The organism is Trueperella bernardiae (assembly GCF_030246965.1).
GTDB classification, from domain to species: Bacteria; Actinomycetota; Actinomycetes; order Actinomycetales; family Actinomycetaceae; genus Trueperella; species Trueperella bernardiae.
Genome location: NZ_CP127099.1, coordinates 516140 through 531490, shown reverse-complemented (window position 1 = coordinate 531490; position 15351 = coordinate 516140). Strand labels below are relative to the sequence as shown.

Sequence of the window (15351 nt, the reverse complement as noted above, 5' to 3'; positions counted from 1 at the left end):
GGTAGTTGTCAGCACCCGCGAAGGTGCCTGTCTTGCTATTTGGTCTGTTGTCGGTTCTTGGTAAGGGTTAGACTGTCTGTACTTTTCCAACGACGGGAAGAAGGGAGTGACCTCGTTGTCGATAACGGCGCCTCAGGAAGAAGCGACGCTCTCTCTTCACGAGCGCGTCTACGACGCCGCCCTCCTGCTTTACGGCGAAACCGGCTGGAGCGGCTTTAATCTGACGAAGGTCGCCGAACGCGCACGCGTTGGGAAGTCCTCGCTGTACTCGCGCTGGCCTACCGCCGAAACCCTGTTGCTCACGGCGTTTCATCACGCCTATCCCCGCCGCCAGTTCACGGGGAAGACCCTGTACGACGTGCTCTTCGAGGAAATTGACGCGCGCATGCACGCCTACCTCGGCCGATACTCTGCCGCCATCCGCCGACTCATCGTCGAGGCGCCCACGGATGTACCCGTGGTCCAGCAAGCGTGCCGGTACGTCTGCACCGACCCGCTGGAGACCCTGCGCCAAGGCTTGTGGTACTACAAGAAGGCAGGCGAGATCCCGTCTGACGTGTCGATCGTGCGCTTGGTGGACGCCATCGAGGGTTCCGTGCTCCTGCGCTCCATCTGGCTTCCGCCCAACGATGTTGACTGCTTCCTGGAAAAGATTCCTGAGTACGCTCATGACCTGATCACTGACCTCCTTCCTCATCTTGACTTCGTGCCCCGGCCCGTCAGGTCGGCCGGCGAGCTTGGGGTGTATGACACCGGGTCGATGTCATACCAAATACGGATTTCGTAGCTTTTCTGTTCCCATCGTGGTTGGCTGCCCGTGCCCAGGGAGCACCCGGATGTCGTCGGGCAGGGTGCCCAGCTTCTTGAGCGACGTGAGCAGGTCGCGCCTGTTTGCCCGCGCGTACTGCGTGGAGCCGATCCCGTTGGAAAAGAGCGTGTCGCCCGTGTAGAGCACCTCGTTGTCGGCGTCGAGGAGGCAGATCGATCCTGGCGTGTGGCCCGGTGTGGCGATCACGTGGAGCCTGCCGCCCGACCAGCTGAAGATCGTCTCATCGTCCCACTCGGCCGTCACCTCCTCGACCGCGTAGTCCGAGCCCTCGTCGGCGAACCCGGACAGTCGGGGGTCAGCTGCGCCGACGGCGTCGTGCACGCCAATGTAGACGGGAGCCCCCGTGGCGGCGACCAATTCGTTGACTGCCCCGATGTGGTCGGAGTGGCAGTGCGTGAGGAGGATGGCCTCCAGCTTGCGCTCCCCCAGGGCGCGAAGGAGTACCTCGGGTTCAGCTCCCGGGTCGATCATGACGACGCCGGAGTCGGACTGCAACAGGTAGCAGTTCGCCTTCCACGAGCCCACCACCCGCACATCGATGCTGTACATTACCGTTCCTTCCACTCGCTCGAACCGGCCTCGGTCAGGGTGAGGCCGCGGGTCTCGGGCGCCCACGCGATCGAGACGATGAGGCCAATGAGCGAGATCAGCGCGCCGGCGACCATCATCGGGCCATTGCCGTAGGTGGACAGCAAGCCGGGCAGGACGAAGATCGAGATCACGGTAGAGATGCGTGAGAAGGCCATCGCCGTGCCCATCGCTGAAGCCCGAATTGAGGTCGGGAAGATCTCGTTCGGGTAGAGCCACTGCAGATTGCCGGGCCCGCCCGACGCCAAGGCGTAGATGCCGAAAACAATGATGACGAAGGCCATCGAGGTGGCGGGCACGACGCCCAGGATGGCGAGGGCGCCCGTCATGATGACGAAGGACCAGATGCACAGCGGGCGGCGGCCCCAGTACTCCGCGAGGAACATCGCAGGGATCGTTCCGAGCATGAAGAACGTGCCGATGACCAGCTCCCCGATGAGGGCAGCCCTGCCCTCGCCCAGACCGAAGGCGGCGATGATATCCGGGCCGTAGGTGTAGACCGCGAACATCGGGATGGCCTGGCACAGCCAAATGATCCCGACGAAGATCATGCGCTTGAAGTAGGGCCGGCGGAAGATCGCGGAGTAGGACGTATGCTCGGCCACCTCGTCCTCGATCACCACGTTCTGGCCGAAGGTTTCGCGTACGATCCTCGCCGCGTCCTCGTGGCGCCCCTTCGACATGAGCCACCGCGGCGATTCCGGGATCGACCAGCGGCCAAGAAGGATGACGACGCACGGGATGACCGACGAGCCGAGCATCCACCGCCAACCGTTGTCGATGTCAAGCAGGAAGTAGCCCACCAGGTACGAGGCGTTCGCGCCGAGGTACCACACGGCCGCGAGGAAACCCATCGTGATCGCCCGATACCTGCGCGGGGTGAATTCGGCGATGATGGACGTGGCAATGGGGTAATCCGCGCCAACGGCCACGCCGATAAGGAAACGCAAAAGGACCACCATGAGTGGGCCGCTCACGAACATGCACAGGACCGAGAGCACCGCAATGGACATCACGTCGATGATGAACATCCGCTTTCGGCCAATGAGGTCCGTCAAGTAACCACCGAAGATGGCGCCAAAGAAAAGACCAACGAGGGCGGCAACGCCGATCATTCCCTTCCAGGTATCGTCAATACCCAGGTCGGGAACCATCTTGAGCAAGGCCACGCCGATGATCGCGTGGACGTAGCCCTCCAGGAACGGGCCACCGGCAGAAAACGCGGTGAGCCGCACGAGGAATGGCGACATCCCGATATCGTCGAGGCTGACTTTTTGCTCGTTGTTCACGGTTACTCCTTTCTTTGGCTCGACCCACTCATGGGATCCAACGCGTTCTACCCTTCGAATTCGATGATTCCCCAGTTCAGGTGCGGCTTCGCGCCCGTCTCTTCGACGTCGACGTCGACCAGGCGGAAGCGCAGTTCGCCGGGACCGACCTTCCACAGCTGGGTCTTCAGCGTGGTGCCCGGGTGGACGGGCGAGGTGATGCGGGTCTTGAAACGCTTGATGCGCTCCGGTTCGCCCGGCATGAACTCGTTGATCGCGTGGCGCATGACAATGCCCGCATACGAGATCGCGTGGAGGATCGGGCGCGGTTCGCCGTTGGCTGCCGCGTAATCCCAGTCGATATGCTGCGGGTGGTAGTCACCCGACAGGCGGTAGATCAGCGCCTGGTTCTCAGGAATGCGCTCGGCCACCTCGACATCCGGCTCGCGCTCGGGCATGTCAACGATGTCCTTCGGCGCGGCCGGGCCGCCCCAGCCGCCGTCGTAAATGAGGCAGTCCCAGGACTCGTTCGTGAACAGGAGGTTGCCGTCCGAATCGTAGGTGTCGCCGATATGCTGGGCGAGCAGGCCCCGCCCCTCACCGCGGTCGTAGAGTCCTTCGAGCTTGACCTTGGTCTGCACGGTGTCGGCCATCTTCGTGATCGGCTGGTGGAAGCGGATGTCGAACCCCCAGTGCAGGGAGCCGGCGTAGTTATAGCCGTAGTCGATGGTCCGGGTCACTTCCGAATCAACAATGAGCATGGCTCCAAACATCGGCAGGACCTTGAGCTGCGGGTTGCGCTCGTCCTTCTCGTTGAGGTACTCCAGGCCATCGCGGCCGTCAATTCCCGCACCGCAACCCAGGGCAAATAGCTCAAGATCACGGAAGGTGTATTCGCGGATGAACGGACCAAAGGTCTGTCCAACCATCTCGGTCTTGATCGTCATTGTTCAATTCCTTTCACTGTATCTACTTGAGTTCTGACTTGAGGACTTTTCCGTACGTGCCGCGCGGAAGGGCGTCGAGGAAGGTGATAACGGTGGGGATCTTGAAGTAGGCCAAATAGCTCCGGCAAAACTCGGTGAGGTCATCGACGTCGATCCTGGCCCCGGGCTCGGCGACAATCGCGGCCTTGACGGCCTGATCCCTAATCGAGTCCTCGACGCCGACCACCGCCACCTCAGCGATTCCCGGGTAACGGGCGAGGACCGATTCGACCTCGGCGCACGAGATGCCCTCCCCCGAGCGCTTGATGATGTCGGTGTGACGGTCGGTGAAGTAGATCCACCCCTCCTCATCGACGTAACCGAAATCGCCGGTGCGCAGCCAGCCGTCCACGAGGGTCTGCGCCGTGAGCTCGGGCTTCTTCCAGTAGCCCGCCATGAGCGACACGCCGGGCACCCCCTGGATCTGGATCTCGCCCACCTGGCCGGGCCCGAGCTCGCCGTCGTCACCCATGATCCGCGCGTTGTAGCCGGGGCCGACACGGCCGATCGATGGCCAGTTGCGGGGCCCGGTGGGATAGTCCGTCACCACCCCCACCAGGTCCTCGGTCGAGCCGTAGTTGTTGAGCAGGCGCACGTTGAAGCGAGCTTCGAAACGCTCCTTGTCCGCGGCTGACATGGGCAGGAAGTAGTGGACCTCCCGCACGTCGTGCTCGGTCTCACCCGGGCTCACCGGCTGAGCCATCATGGTCTTCGCCATCATGGCCATGGCCTGCACGAGGGTCCCGCCATGCTTGCGCACCTGCGTCCAGAAGCGCCTGGCCGAGTATCGGCGCAGCAGGACCAGCGTGGCACCCGCCGTCACAACAGGTGCCAGCGCGCTGAGCTGCATGTTGACGTGGCTTGCCGCCATCGTCGTCACGTACCTGTCGGTTTCGCGCATCTGGAGTTGCCAGTTGACGTAGTACCCCGAGAAGACGAAGTTCTGCTCGGTGATCATCACGCCCTTCGGCGCCGACGTCGTCCCTGACGTGTAGAGGATCTCCATGATCGGCATCGGTTCAACGCGCCGAGCGGGAGCGGTGATGGCCTGGGTCTGCTTGAGCTGTGTGAAGCACACATCGACACAGTCTCCCCCAACCACGATCGTGTCGAGCCCCTCGCCGTAAGCCGGGTCGAAATCCAAGAAGCACTGCTCGATCACGAGCGTGTGCGCATCGCAATCGGCCATGATCGTCCTGGCTTCTTCCACGGTGTACTCCGGGTGGATCGGCACGTAGATCGCGCCGATCCGGCACAGTGCGAAGATGCACTCGATGAGCTCGGGGCAGTTGTTGAGCTGGACGGCAACCGCGTCACCGGCCCCGATTCCCCGGGACAAGAACAGATTGGAGGTGCGGTTGATCTCCTCGTCGAACTCCCGGTAGGTCCAGGTCCGCACGGTATCGCACGCGTGGTCTTCGTAGACGAGAAACTCCGCCTGCGGCCGCAACCGCACCTGGCTGTCCCAGATGTCAAACAACGTCAGCCCCTGCGCTTGAGTAATCACCTCACACCTCCAATCTGTTCATCGTGTCCGCGCTCGCTAGTTGGCGAAGTTGACCTTGCCCGACTTCGCGAACCGCTCGATGTCCTCCTCGGAGAAGCCGGCCCGCTCGAGGACGTCTCGCGTGTCCCCGCCGAGCGGGGGCATCGGCCGCCAGAATCCGCCAGGATTACGCGCAAACTTCGGCACGGTGTTCAAGCCGCGCACCTTCACGCCATCCGCGTTCTCCCACTCGATGAAGTTCTCACGCTTGGCCACATGGTCTTCCGCGAGGATGTCTTCGAACTCCATCACCACCTGGGCGGCGATGCGGTGGGCGGAAAAGTCGCGCTCGACGTCGTAGCGCTTTTGAGTCTTGAGGTACTCGGTGAGGCGCTCCTGGATGAGATCCGCCTTCGGCCCGTCAAGCCACAGCGCGGAGGTATCCTCCGGGTACTCCTCGGTTCCCCACAGCTCGCCCAGGCCGATGGTCTCGAGCAGGTACTTGTTCTGGTCGACTCCGTAGCAGCACAGTCCGAGGAACCCGTCCTCGCACTCGTAGATGCCAATCGCGCACAGATTCTGATGGCGGCCACCCGGGCGCGGGTACTTCACGCCGTCGTTGAGGTAATCCATCATGTAGTAGGTACCCACGCGCAGCGCCGTCTCATACATGGCAAGATCGATCGATTCGCCCTGGCCCGTGATCTGGGCCTTGTGCAAGGCCGCGAGCGCGGAGGAGACCACCATGAGCGAGTTGACGTAGTCGGCAGTGTACGGGTGGAGGTTGGTGGGCAGCTCGGGAGTGCCGTTTTGGGCGACGAGGCCCGCGTAGGCGGCGACCGTCAGGTCGTAGGCCGCGGCGTTGACCTTCTGCTCATCACCCCAGTGCCCGAAGCCGGACACGTGAACGATGACGAGCTTGGGGTTGATCTCCCACAGCCACTCGTCGGTGATCCCCTTGCGCGCCCACGCGGGGCCCTTGGAGGATTCGATGAAGATGTCGGCGTCCTTGACGAGCCTGGCGATGATCTCCTTGCCTTCATCGGAGAAGGGGTGGAGGGAAATCGAGCGCTGGTTGCGACGTTCCATCTCCTTGACCCACTTCGTGTCGCGCACGGAATCACCGGTCCAGATGTTCTCCATCCAGGTGACGTCTGCTCCCCACTCGGCCATGATCTCGGCGGCGGACGGGGCTGCGATTTCCACGGCGGAGTACAGGACCTTGACGTCGTCAAGTACTCCGAACGAGGGCTTCACGGTTTCCATGATGACTTCCTTCCTCGGTCCTTTAGCGGTATTCCTTGAGAGCGGCGCGGCCGGCGGCGAGGATCATCATCTCGTCCGTGCCACCCGACACGCGGTCCACGCGGATGTCGCGGTAGAAACGCTGGACGCGGTGCTCGCCGGTGATGCCAACTCCGGACAGGATCTGCAGCGCCTGGTCGATGACCATCGAAGAGGCCTGCGAGCAGTAGTACTTGGCCATCGAGCAGTCACCCCGGCCGAGGCGGCCGTTGTCGTGCTTCCACGCGATTTCGTAGAGCATGTTGCGCATGTTGGTGATGGCGATCATCATGTCGGCCATCTTCAGCTGGATGAGCTGGGTGCGCCCGATGGCTTCCTTGCCCTGGATGCGCTGGTTGGCGTACTTGGCCGCGTCTTCGAATGCGCAGTAGGCCTGGCCGTAGTTGGTCAGGGCCACGAGGAAACGCTCGAGATCGAAGTCCTGGACGCCGCGCTTAAACGCGCCGCCCTCGGTGCCGAAGAAGTCGGACTCGTCGAGCTCGACGTCGTCGAAGTAGACCTCGGCGAGCGAGTCCATGCGCAGGCCGAGCTTCTTGAGCGGCTCGCGCGTAATCCCGGCCTTCGTCATGTCGACGAAGAACTCCGAGTAGACGGACATGTCCTCTGCGTTGCGCGCCATGACCACCAGGTAGGGAACCTTCATGCCGGAGGTCTGGAAGGTCTTGTGACCGTTGAGGTAGATCTTGCCGTCCCGGCGCGTGTAGGTGGTCCGCATGTCGTCCCAGTTCGAACCCGCGCTCGGCTCGGTCATGGCGTAGTTCAGCATCTGCTTGCCAGAGCCGAGGAACTCGAACATGGTGGCCTTCTGTTCCTCACTGCCCTCGCGGATGATCGTGCCCCAGCCCGGCAGCTGGTAGAGCACGTACGTGGGGCCGCCCATGCGCCCGAGCGCCTCGTAGACCGCGGTCAGCTCCTGCCAGCCGAGCCCAAGCCCCTCGTACTCCTCGGGCAGGAGGATGCGATCGAAGCCGAGTTCGCACAGGGCCTCAACCCACTCCTGCGGGTATTCCTTGTTCTCGTCACACTCATTGAAGTACGTCTCCCATGCGCGCGACTCCATGAGCTCGACGAACGTGTCGGCCATCAGTTGCTGTTCTTCTGTCAATGAGAAATCCATTGTTCCTACTTTCCAGTTGGGTGGGTTGGTGAAGGGATCGATGTAAAGAATGTGCCGCCATGCGCCATCACCTGGCGTGCCGCATCTAGCATTCGCCCGTGGTGGAGGAATGCGTGGATCACTCCGGGCACGACCTCGAGTTCGTGGCTCACGCCCTGCGTCTCGTAGATCTTTGCCAGCAACCGCGAGTCGTCGAGGAGCGGATCGAGCTCCGCTGCGCAGATGTAAGCCGGCGGAAGGCCTTCGAGGTCGGCGTTGAAGATGTTGAGGTAGGGCGAATCGAGGTCGGCCTCGCGCGTGATGTACAGCTGCTTGTACATGGAGAAGTCCTCCGGCGTCAGGCCGTCCCACACGCCTCCGTAGAGGCGGATGGACACGCTATCCTTCAGCCCGAACCAGCCGTAGTACAGCAGGAAGCAGCGCACGCCGCCGGCGTCGTTCATCACGTCGCGCAGGTAGAGGTAGGTCGCAATCGACATGTTCGCCCCGCCGGAATCGCCAGCGAAGGAGATGTCTCCGCTATCGAGGTCCCATGTCTTGGCGTGAGAGCGCACGTATTGGACCACCTGCGCGCATTCCTCGATGGCCTGCGGGAACTTGGCTTCCGGGGAGAGCGTGTAGTCGATCGCGACGACGGCCGCGCCCGCTTCGTCGGCGATGTTGCGGCAAATGCGATCGTGGGTGTCGAGGTTGCCGAGGGCGAATCCGCCTCCGTGGATGTAGAAGATGATGGGGAGCGTGCCGTCAGTGGGCCGGTAGATGCGCACCCCAACCTCGCCGTGCGACGTGGGGATGCCAGCATCCTCGGTCGAGGCCATCGCGGGCCCACCCTCGTTCCAGAACCGGCGTTCCGTGAGGTACCCTTCCCGCATCTGCGCGAGGGTTTGGCCGGGTGCGTACAGGCCAGCAGCAATCTGGTCCTGCTTGGCAATCGCCGCGCCCATCGCCTTGCTCCACAGAGCAGGCACATCGAGTCTTTTCATGACAATCTAGCCCTCGAGGTCCTCGCTGGCGTCCGCGACGACGCCCTCATCGACGCCGACCAGGTCAGCGGCTTCCTCCAGCGAAATACCCTGGGCCTCCGCGGCCGCTGTCAGCTGGGCGGCCTCAAGCTTCTTCTCGTTCTTCTTCACGTAGAAGTGGAGGAGGAAAGAGAACGCGGTGGCGAGAATCGCCGCACCGGCGAGGATCATGAAGATCTCCACGTAGGCATCGTTGCCCTTGTTATCGATGAGGGCTCCGAACCAAATGGAGGAGAACGTATCCGGGGCAAAGCCGATCACCGACAGGACGCCCGTCGCCGTACCGAAGATCGTGAGCGGGACCTTGCCCTCGGTCAGTGCCGAGGAAACGATGCCGAACACGCCGTTGGCAATGAAGCCGAGCAGGATTGCGATGATTGCGGCGACGACAGCCATCGCGGCTCCCGCCGGGAGGAAGGCGATCGTCACGAGGGCGATGACGGCGACCACCGAGCCCCAGCCAATAACGCGGGTCGGGCTACCCGCGCCCTTGGCAAGGAAGCCGAAGGCCGGGCCGGACAGGAGGGTGACGCCGTACTGGCGGACGATTGACACGAGCGAGACGATGCCGATCGAGGCACCCATAACCGAGGAGAGGTAGGGGGTGGTGTAGGTGACGCCCGTGTAGTAGAAGTACACGAAGAACATGATCGCCGCGGCCATCCACACCACGGGGCTCTTCAGCGCCATGCCCACCTCGGAGAGGTTGAATCCCTGAGAGCTGTCGGCAATCTCGCCTTCGAACTTGGGGATGAGGAAAGACAGAAGGCCGAGCACAAAGATGAGCACGCCCAGGAAGATGAGCATCCACCGCATCGAGTCCGTGGCACTGGCGATGTACTTGATAAACAGAAGGCAGATGAGGCCAACCGCTAGGCCAGCAGCGCCGTACAGGCCGTAGGAAATACCGATGTTCTTCGAGTACTCTTCTTCCTCCGAGATGAGGCGAACCAGCTTGAAGCGAATACCCCACCAGATGAGAATCGTCGAGATACCCATTCCCACGAAGACCATCATGAGCGTTCCCACCGACGGCAACGTGGCGTAGACGAAAGTCAGTGCCGCTGTCAGCATGAAGCCGACCCAGGACAGCGTGCGCACGCGCACCTTGTCCGCGATCACGCCCGAGGGGAAGTAGCAGATCAGCGCAGTGATCGCGTAAGCCGAGAGGAACTGGCCGAGCTGGGCATTTGTGACGTCAAGCGCCTCCATCAGCGGATCGTAGAAGACATTCTTGAGGTAGGCAGGGGTGTAGATGATCGAGCTACCCATGGAGACGAGGGTCAGGAGGAAGAACCGCCGCCCGCGGGACAAGTCCTGTGCTCGTACTTCGTTTTTCTTGTTCATTGTGTCAACTCTCTAGGCGATGGAGCAGGTAATAATTCCGGCCAACTTCACTGTTGGTGGATGACGAATCACCGATTGACCTGTGTACCTACGACCCTACGGGAGCAAAAATGTGATTAACGGCCCAAAGCTCCCAGGATTACGGACGGAACCCGTCCACCCCTAGAAACTCCTGCAATAAAGCCAAATTGGAGGCGTTCAAGACTTGGCGCAAAGCCAGGAGGCAGGATTTGACAAACACGCGTGTGGCCCCGAATCCGTTGCGGACTCGGGGCCACACGCGAGTAAGAAATACTCGCCCTAGAGTAAGTGTTCGGGCACCAGCTCTGCCGGGGAGACGTCGTCCGGAAGCGGGCGCAACACGCGTGCCGGGGTGCCCACCGCGATAACGTTGGCCGGCAGGTCCTTCGTGACCACCGCACCGGCGCCCACCACCGTGTTGTCCCCGATCGTCACGCCGGGCAGGACGATGACGCCGGCGCCGAGCCACACGTTGTCGCCGATCGTGATCGGCCGGCCCGACTCCCAGCCTTCCCGCCGTGGGGTGGGCTCGAGCGGGTGCTCGGCGGTGATGAACTGGACCCGCGTGGCGATCTGGCAGTTCTTGCCGATCACAATATCGGCCACGTCCAGGAAGACGCAGTCGAAGTTGATGAACGCGCCCTCCCCGATGTGGGTGTGGGCGCCGTAGTCGCAGTGGACGGGGGTGCGGATGGCGGCGCCGTCGCCGAACGTGCCGAAGAGCTGGCGGGCCAGGTCCGCGATCGCCTCCATGTCGCCGGTGGGCAGGGCGTTGATTTCGTCTTGAAGGCGCATCGAGCGCTCGAAGGCGACGTCGAAGGCGTGGCCCTCCACGCGGTAGAGCTGGCTGGCGCGCATGCGCTCAAACTGTTCCTCGGACCTGTCCACGTTCCCTCCGCTCTGCTGCGTGGCCCTGCCACGCCGATCGTCCTCACGCCCAGCCTACAGGCCCTCCCCCGGTAGGCAGGCATACGAAAACGGGCGACCCCGCAGGGCCGCCCATCTTCGGGTGTGGCTTACTTGATCAGGCCGAGAGCACGAACCGCGTCGAGCTCCTCCTGAGCAGCCTTGATGTTGCGCTCGATGCCCACGCGCGTGGCGTCGGAGATCTCCAGGCCGTCGACGATCTCCCACTCGCCGCCCTTGGAGATGGCCGGGAAACCGAAGATGAGGCCCTCGGGGACGCCGTAGTGCGAGCCGTCCGAGTAGACGCCCGGGGTGACCCAGTCGCCTTCCGGTGTGCCGTTGACCCAGTCAAAGACGTGGTCAATCGCGGCGGACGCGGCCGAGGCGGCCGAGGACGCGCCGCGGGCCTCGATGATGGCGGCGCCACGCTTGGCGACCGTGGGCACGAAGTACTCGTCCAGCCAGGCCTGGTCAACGAGCTCGAGGGCCGGCTTGCCATCGACCGTAGCCCAGGACACGTCCGGGTGCTGGTCGGCGGAGTGGTTGCCCCACACCGTCATGCGCTTGATGTCGGCCACGCGGGCGCCGGTCTTCTCAGCGAGCTGGGAGATCGCGCGGTTGTGGTCGAGGCGCATCATGGCGGTGAAGCGCTCCTTCGGCACGTCCGGGGCGTGCTGCATGGCGATCACGGCGTTGGTGTTGGCCGGGTTGCCCACCACGAGCACGCGGATGTCGTCAGCCGCGTTGTCGTTGATAGCCTTGCCCTGCGGGCCGAAGATGCCACCGTTCGCCTCGAGCAAATCCGCGCGTTCCATACCCTTGGTGCGCGGGCGGGCGCCGACCAGAAGGCCCACGGAGGCGCCGTCGAAAGCCTTGTTCGCGTCGTCGAAAATGTTGACGGACTCAAGCAGCGGGAACGCCGAATCGTTAAGCTCCATCGCGGTACCCTCAGCGGCCTTCAGGCCCTGCGGGATCTCGAGGAGGTTGAGGCGAACCGGCACGTCATTGCCGAGCAGCGCGCCCGACGCGATGCGGAAGAGCAGCGCGTAGCCGATGTTGCCAGCTGCGCCGGTGACGGTAACGGTAACTGGAGACTTTGCCATGTAGATAACTCCTTCATTGGATTCACGCGCCCGTGCGCGCACAGTCCCAATTCTACCCGCTGGCTTTCCCAAAATGCCGTCTTATGTCCCAAGCGAATCTAGGAGACAAGCTTGGATGCCGCGAGCAACATTGCCGGCATTGCCCGGTCCAGCTCCCACTCAATCGCCATCGGCTTCGAGCCGCTGTGGCGCACGTAGCGCGCCCTCCCGAGGCACGTGTAGGGCTCGGTCCCGATCTCGCCCACCTTCGTCTCGCGCACGAACAGCACGACGTCGGTCCCCCGGCTTTCGTGGGTGATGTAGCGCTGGCCGGTGGGAGAGTTTTCGCCCGTGGTGGACTGCGACTCCCAGTGGAAGAGGTTGGGGGTGAGGGCGTAGTCGCGGTAGAGGGTGGTAGGCGAGTAGTCGGCCTCGGACTTGCGCAGCGTGACGAGCAAGATGTCCACCCCGAGGTGGCGCACGTACTTCACACCCTCGCGCACGTTGCCCGGCTTTTCTTCGTCCTGAGTCCCGACGCCGAAGCCCGCCAGTAGCTCCTCGCGCGTGTAGCGCCCGTGGCTGAGCACCGGCACGCCGGCGAGCCTGCCCGGAAGCGGGCGCGCCACGGTCCGCAGCGCGTCCTCGCGCACCTCAAGCACCTGCTCGAGCTCAGCGCGGAAGACGCCCGAGCGGACCGCCTCCCACAACTTGACGGCCATCTCGCCGGGGTCGCCCGTCGGCCACAGGGAGAAGTACAACATCGGCGCGTAGGCCGCCTTCTCCCCCAGGCCTGCCAGGACCTCCTCCGCCTCCGCCGGCGTCTCCGCAAGCGCAAGCGCCGCGAGGATGCGCCGGTAGGCGGCGATGCGCGGGCGGTCGTTGACGTGGGTGAAGGCACGGATGCGGCGCAGCAAGTCGAGCTCGACCACGCTCGCCTCCCCGATCTCCTTTCCCCCGCCGAGCGCCAGGCCGGCCAGGGCTTGCCACGTGCGGGGAATCTTGCGCCCCCGCACAGTTGCCGTGGGGTTGCCCGCGTAGATGTCGGCAAGCGAGCGGTCGGCGTCGTGAAGGTAGGAACGCAAGGTGTAGGGGCGGACATCGCCGGCGTGAACGCGAATGTCAGCAACGAGCTGGGCAGCTCTGAGCTTGACCGTCTGCGTCAAGTTCTTCAGCACCTCGTCTTGCGTGACGCGGTCAAGCTCAATGTGGCAGCCGGCTGGGAGGAAGGGGAAGCCGGCCTCGACAGCGGTGCGCAGCTTGCGGCGGCCGAGGCCGGTGAGCGCGCGGAACTTGACGTCGAAGCGGAAGTCGGCGTGCTGGTGGCCCACGAAGTCAAGCACAGTGAGGACGGCTTTGGTGGGCGTGCGGCGCAGGCCGCGCCCGAGTTGCTGGAGGAAGATCGTGGCCGACTGGGTGGGGCGGGCCATGATGACCGTGTCGATGTCGGGGATGTCGAGGCCCTCGTTGAAGAGGTCGACCGTGAAAAGGGCCTTCACCTCCCCGGAGCGTAGCGCCGCGAGCCCCGCCTCGCGCTCTGCCCGGCTCGAGCCGCCATCAAGTGCCAGGGCCGGGATACCGGAAGCGGTGAAGTAATCCGCCATGAAGTGGGCGTGCTCCACGGTGACGCAGAATCCGAGCGCCTTCATCCGCCCCACGTCCGCCACGTACTGTCGCGTGTTTTCCACGATCTTGGCGGCGCGGGCGCGGTCGGCCAGGTAGAGCCGGGAGAGTTCCCCCTGATCGTACTGGCCACGCCTGAAGCTCAACCGGCGAAGGTCCGTGCCATCCGCAATCCCGAAGTAATGGAAGGGAACCAGCAGGTCGGCCTCGAGGGCATCCCACAGCCGCAGTTCGGAGGCGATGCGCCCGCCGAAAAACACGTCCGCCACGCTCACCCCATCCCCACGCTCCGGGGTGGCCGTCAGACCAAGCAACTCCTTGGGGCGGAAATGGGACAGGACCTTGCGGTAGGAGGCGGCGTGCGCGTGGTGGAACTCGTCAATGACGACGACGTCGAAGCGCTCCGGCTCGAAAACACACAGATCCTGCAGAGACTGCACCGAGGCGAAGACGTGATCGCCGCGGGCGGGGCGCTGCCCGTCCACGAACATCTCGCCGAACGAGCCGTCTTTAAGCACGTCGCGATAGGTGCGCAGCGCCTGCTGGAGGATCTCCTTGCGGTGGGCGACGAAAAGCAGGCGGGGCAGGACGCGCCGGCCGTCGCCGTTCAGGCGCTCAATGAGCCGTGCGTAATCGAGCGCCGCCACCACGGTCTTACCCGTGCCCGTCGCGGCCACCAGCAGATTCGCGTGGCGCCCGCCCTCGCGCTCAGCCTCCAAGTCCTCGAGCATGAGCTGCTGGTGCGGGTAGGGGCGCACGGTCAAAGCCGTGACGGTCGACGTCGTGCCCGGGCCGGGCAGCCCGCGCGCGTCACGCAGGGCCTCGTCGAGGCGCGCGGAGTCGGTGGCCGGGTCGTAGGGCTGGTAGTCGGGCGAGGACCAGTACGTCTCAAATGTCGCCGCGAACTTGGCGAGCACGTGCGGGGTGGCCACCTGCGAGACGCGGACGTTCCACTCCACGCCGTCCGTCATCGCGCTACGCGAGAGGTTGGACGAGCCGATGTAAGCCGTGGAATAGCCGGAGTTGCGGTGGAAGATCCAGGCCTTGGCGTGCAGCTTCGTGGAGGCAGAGAAGTAGTTAACCCGCACCTGGGCGCCAAGCCCGGCGAGCGCGTCGAGGGCCTTGCGGTCGGTGGCGCCGATGTACGTGGTAGTGAGCACCCGGATGGGGACGCCGCGGCGGGCGAGGGGCTCCAGACCGGGAAGGAGCGTGCGCACGCCCGTCCACTTGATGAACGAACCAAGGAGGTCGATGCGGTCGGCCGAGCCCATCTCCTTGACGAGCTCCGCAGCCAGGCCCGGGTCCTGCGGGCCGTTCGTCAACAGGGCGACGTCGGCCAGTGGGATCTCCGGGCGCCCGGGGGCCTGATCGAAGCCGGCCGGCCACAGGGATAGGAGCTGGTCTGGTGAGGGCTCCTTTTTCGGGTCCACCTCGGGTCTTTCCTGCAGTGCGCTGCCGTCCGGGAGGAGCGCGAGGAGGCGATTGGCAAGCTCGAGGCGCTCGCGCCCCTTCGCTGCTTGGAGGGCTCTCTCGATCCGGGCCGCCAGGTGGGTGGCGAGGACGTGAGGGGCATCTGCGCTATCGACCTTGCCGCTGACCGCGCGCAGGTCCGAAGCCGCGAGTGCTTCGGCCAGTTCGGCGTCGATGAGCCGCTCGTAGAGCCCCGGCGTCAGGTGCGCGCCGACGCCGCCCGGCCCCGGCCAGTGATATCCAGCGGTGTTCGTCACTGGACCAGGTTAGCAGCCGGGCCCGCAATCGCGGGCCCGCGGGCGCA

The 15351-nt window shown here is 64.1% G+C and carries 12 protein-coding genes; 1 reads left to right on the top strand and 11 read right to left on the bottom strand.

Annotated features, from left to right (window positions below; all coding sequences use genetic code 11):
• Positions 1-106 precede the first annotated feature (106 nt).
• On the top strand, positions 107-787 hold the full coding sequence (locus QPC17_RS02485) for a TetR/AcrR family transcriptional regulator (protein ID WP_062613902.1): 681 nt from the start codon (positions 107-109) through the stop codon (positions 785-787).
• On the opposite strand, the gene QPC17_RS02480 is transcribed toward QPC17_RS02485, so the two are convergent.
• The 11 genes from QPC17_RS02480 to QPC17_RS02430 all read right to left on the bottom strand — a co-directional run bounded on the left by QPC17_RS02480 (position 764) and on the right by QPC17_RS02430 (position 15304).
• Positions 764-1378 (bottom strand): MBL fold metallo-hydrolase, encoded by a 615-nt coding sequence (locus QPC17_RS02480; RefSeq protein ID WP_070444965.1) that lies wholly within the window; start codon positions 1376-1378, stop codon positions 764-766. The two genes, QPC17_RS02485 and QPC17_RS02480, sit on opposite strands and share 24 nt — an antisense overlap.
• On the bottom strand, positions 1378-2706 hold the full coding sequence (locus QPC17_RS02475) for an MFS transporter (protein WP_246783040.1): 1329 nt from the start codon (positions 2704-2706) through the stop codon (positions 1378-1380). Before QPC17_RS02475 ends, QPC17_RS02480 begins: the two co-directional genes overlap by 1 nt.
• A 47-nt stretch (positions 2707-2753) precedes the next feature.
• Entirely contained in the window at positions 2754-3632 is an 879-nt protein-coding gene (locus QPC17_RS02470) for a MaoC/PaaZ C-terminal domain-containing protein (protein ID WP_070444968.1), read from the bottom strand.
• 22 nt (positions 3633-3654) lie between these two features.
• The gene (locus QPC17_RS02465) at positions 3655-5178 is read right to left on the bottom strand and encodes an AMP-binding protein (protein WP_285347429.1); all 1524 of its coding nucleotides are present in this window, start codon (positions 5176-5178) and stop codon (positions 3655-3657) included.
• 36 nt (positions 5179-5214) lie between these two features.
• Positions 5215-6423 carry an L-carnitine CoA-transferase gene (gene caiB, locus QPC17_RS02460; RefSeq protein WP_285347428.1) on the bottom strand — a complete coding sequence of 403 codons (1209 nt, stop codon included), beginning with the start codon at positions 6421-6423 and terminating at the stop codon, positions 5215-5217.
• A gap of 22 nt (positions 6424-6445) precedes the next feature.
• Positions 6446-7579: a crotonobetainyl-CoA dehydrogenase gene (caiA, locus tag QPC17_RS02455; RefSeq protein WP_070444971.1), complete on the bottom strand. Its 1134-nt coding sequence runs from the start codon at positions 7577-7579 to the stop codon at positions 6446-6448.
• 5 nt (positions 7580-7584) lie between these two features.
• Positions 7585-8562 carry an acetyl esterase gene (aes, locus tag QPC17_RS02450; RefSeq protein ID WP_062613898.1) on the bottom strand — a complete coding sequence of 326 codons (978 nt, stop codon included), beginning with the start codon at positions 8560-8562 and terminating at the stop codon, positions 7585-7587.
• Between the two features lie 6 nt (positions 8563-8568).
• A complete protein-coding gene (locus tag QPC17_RS02445) occupies positions 8569-9948 on the bottom strand; it encodes an MFS transporter (RefSeq protein WP_062613897.1) in 1380 nt (459 codons plus the stop codon).
• 300 nt (positions 9949-10248) lie between these two features.
• A complete protein-coding gene (locus tag QPC17_RS02440) occupies positions 10249-10857 on the bottom strand; it encodes a sugar O-acetyltransferase (RefSeq protein WP_285347427.1) in 609 nt (202 codons plus the stop codon).
• A gap of 128 nt (positions 10858-10985) precedes the next feature.
• Entirely contained in the window at positions 10986-11978 is a 993-nt protein-coding gene (locus QPC17_RS02435) for a malate dehydrogenase (protein WP_062613895.1), read from the bottom strand.
• 98 nt (positions 11979-12076) lie between these two features.
• On the bottom strand, positions 12077-15304 hold the full coding sequence (locus QPC17_RS02430) for a DEAD/DEAH box helicase (protein WP_210382910.1): 3228 nt from the start codon (positions 15302-15304) through the stop codon (positions 12077-12079).
• Positions 15305-15351: the final 47 nt, after the last annotated feature.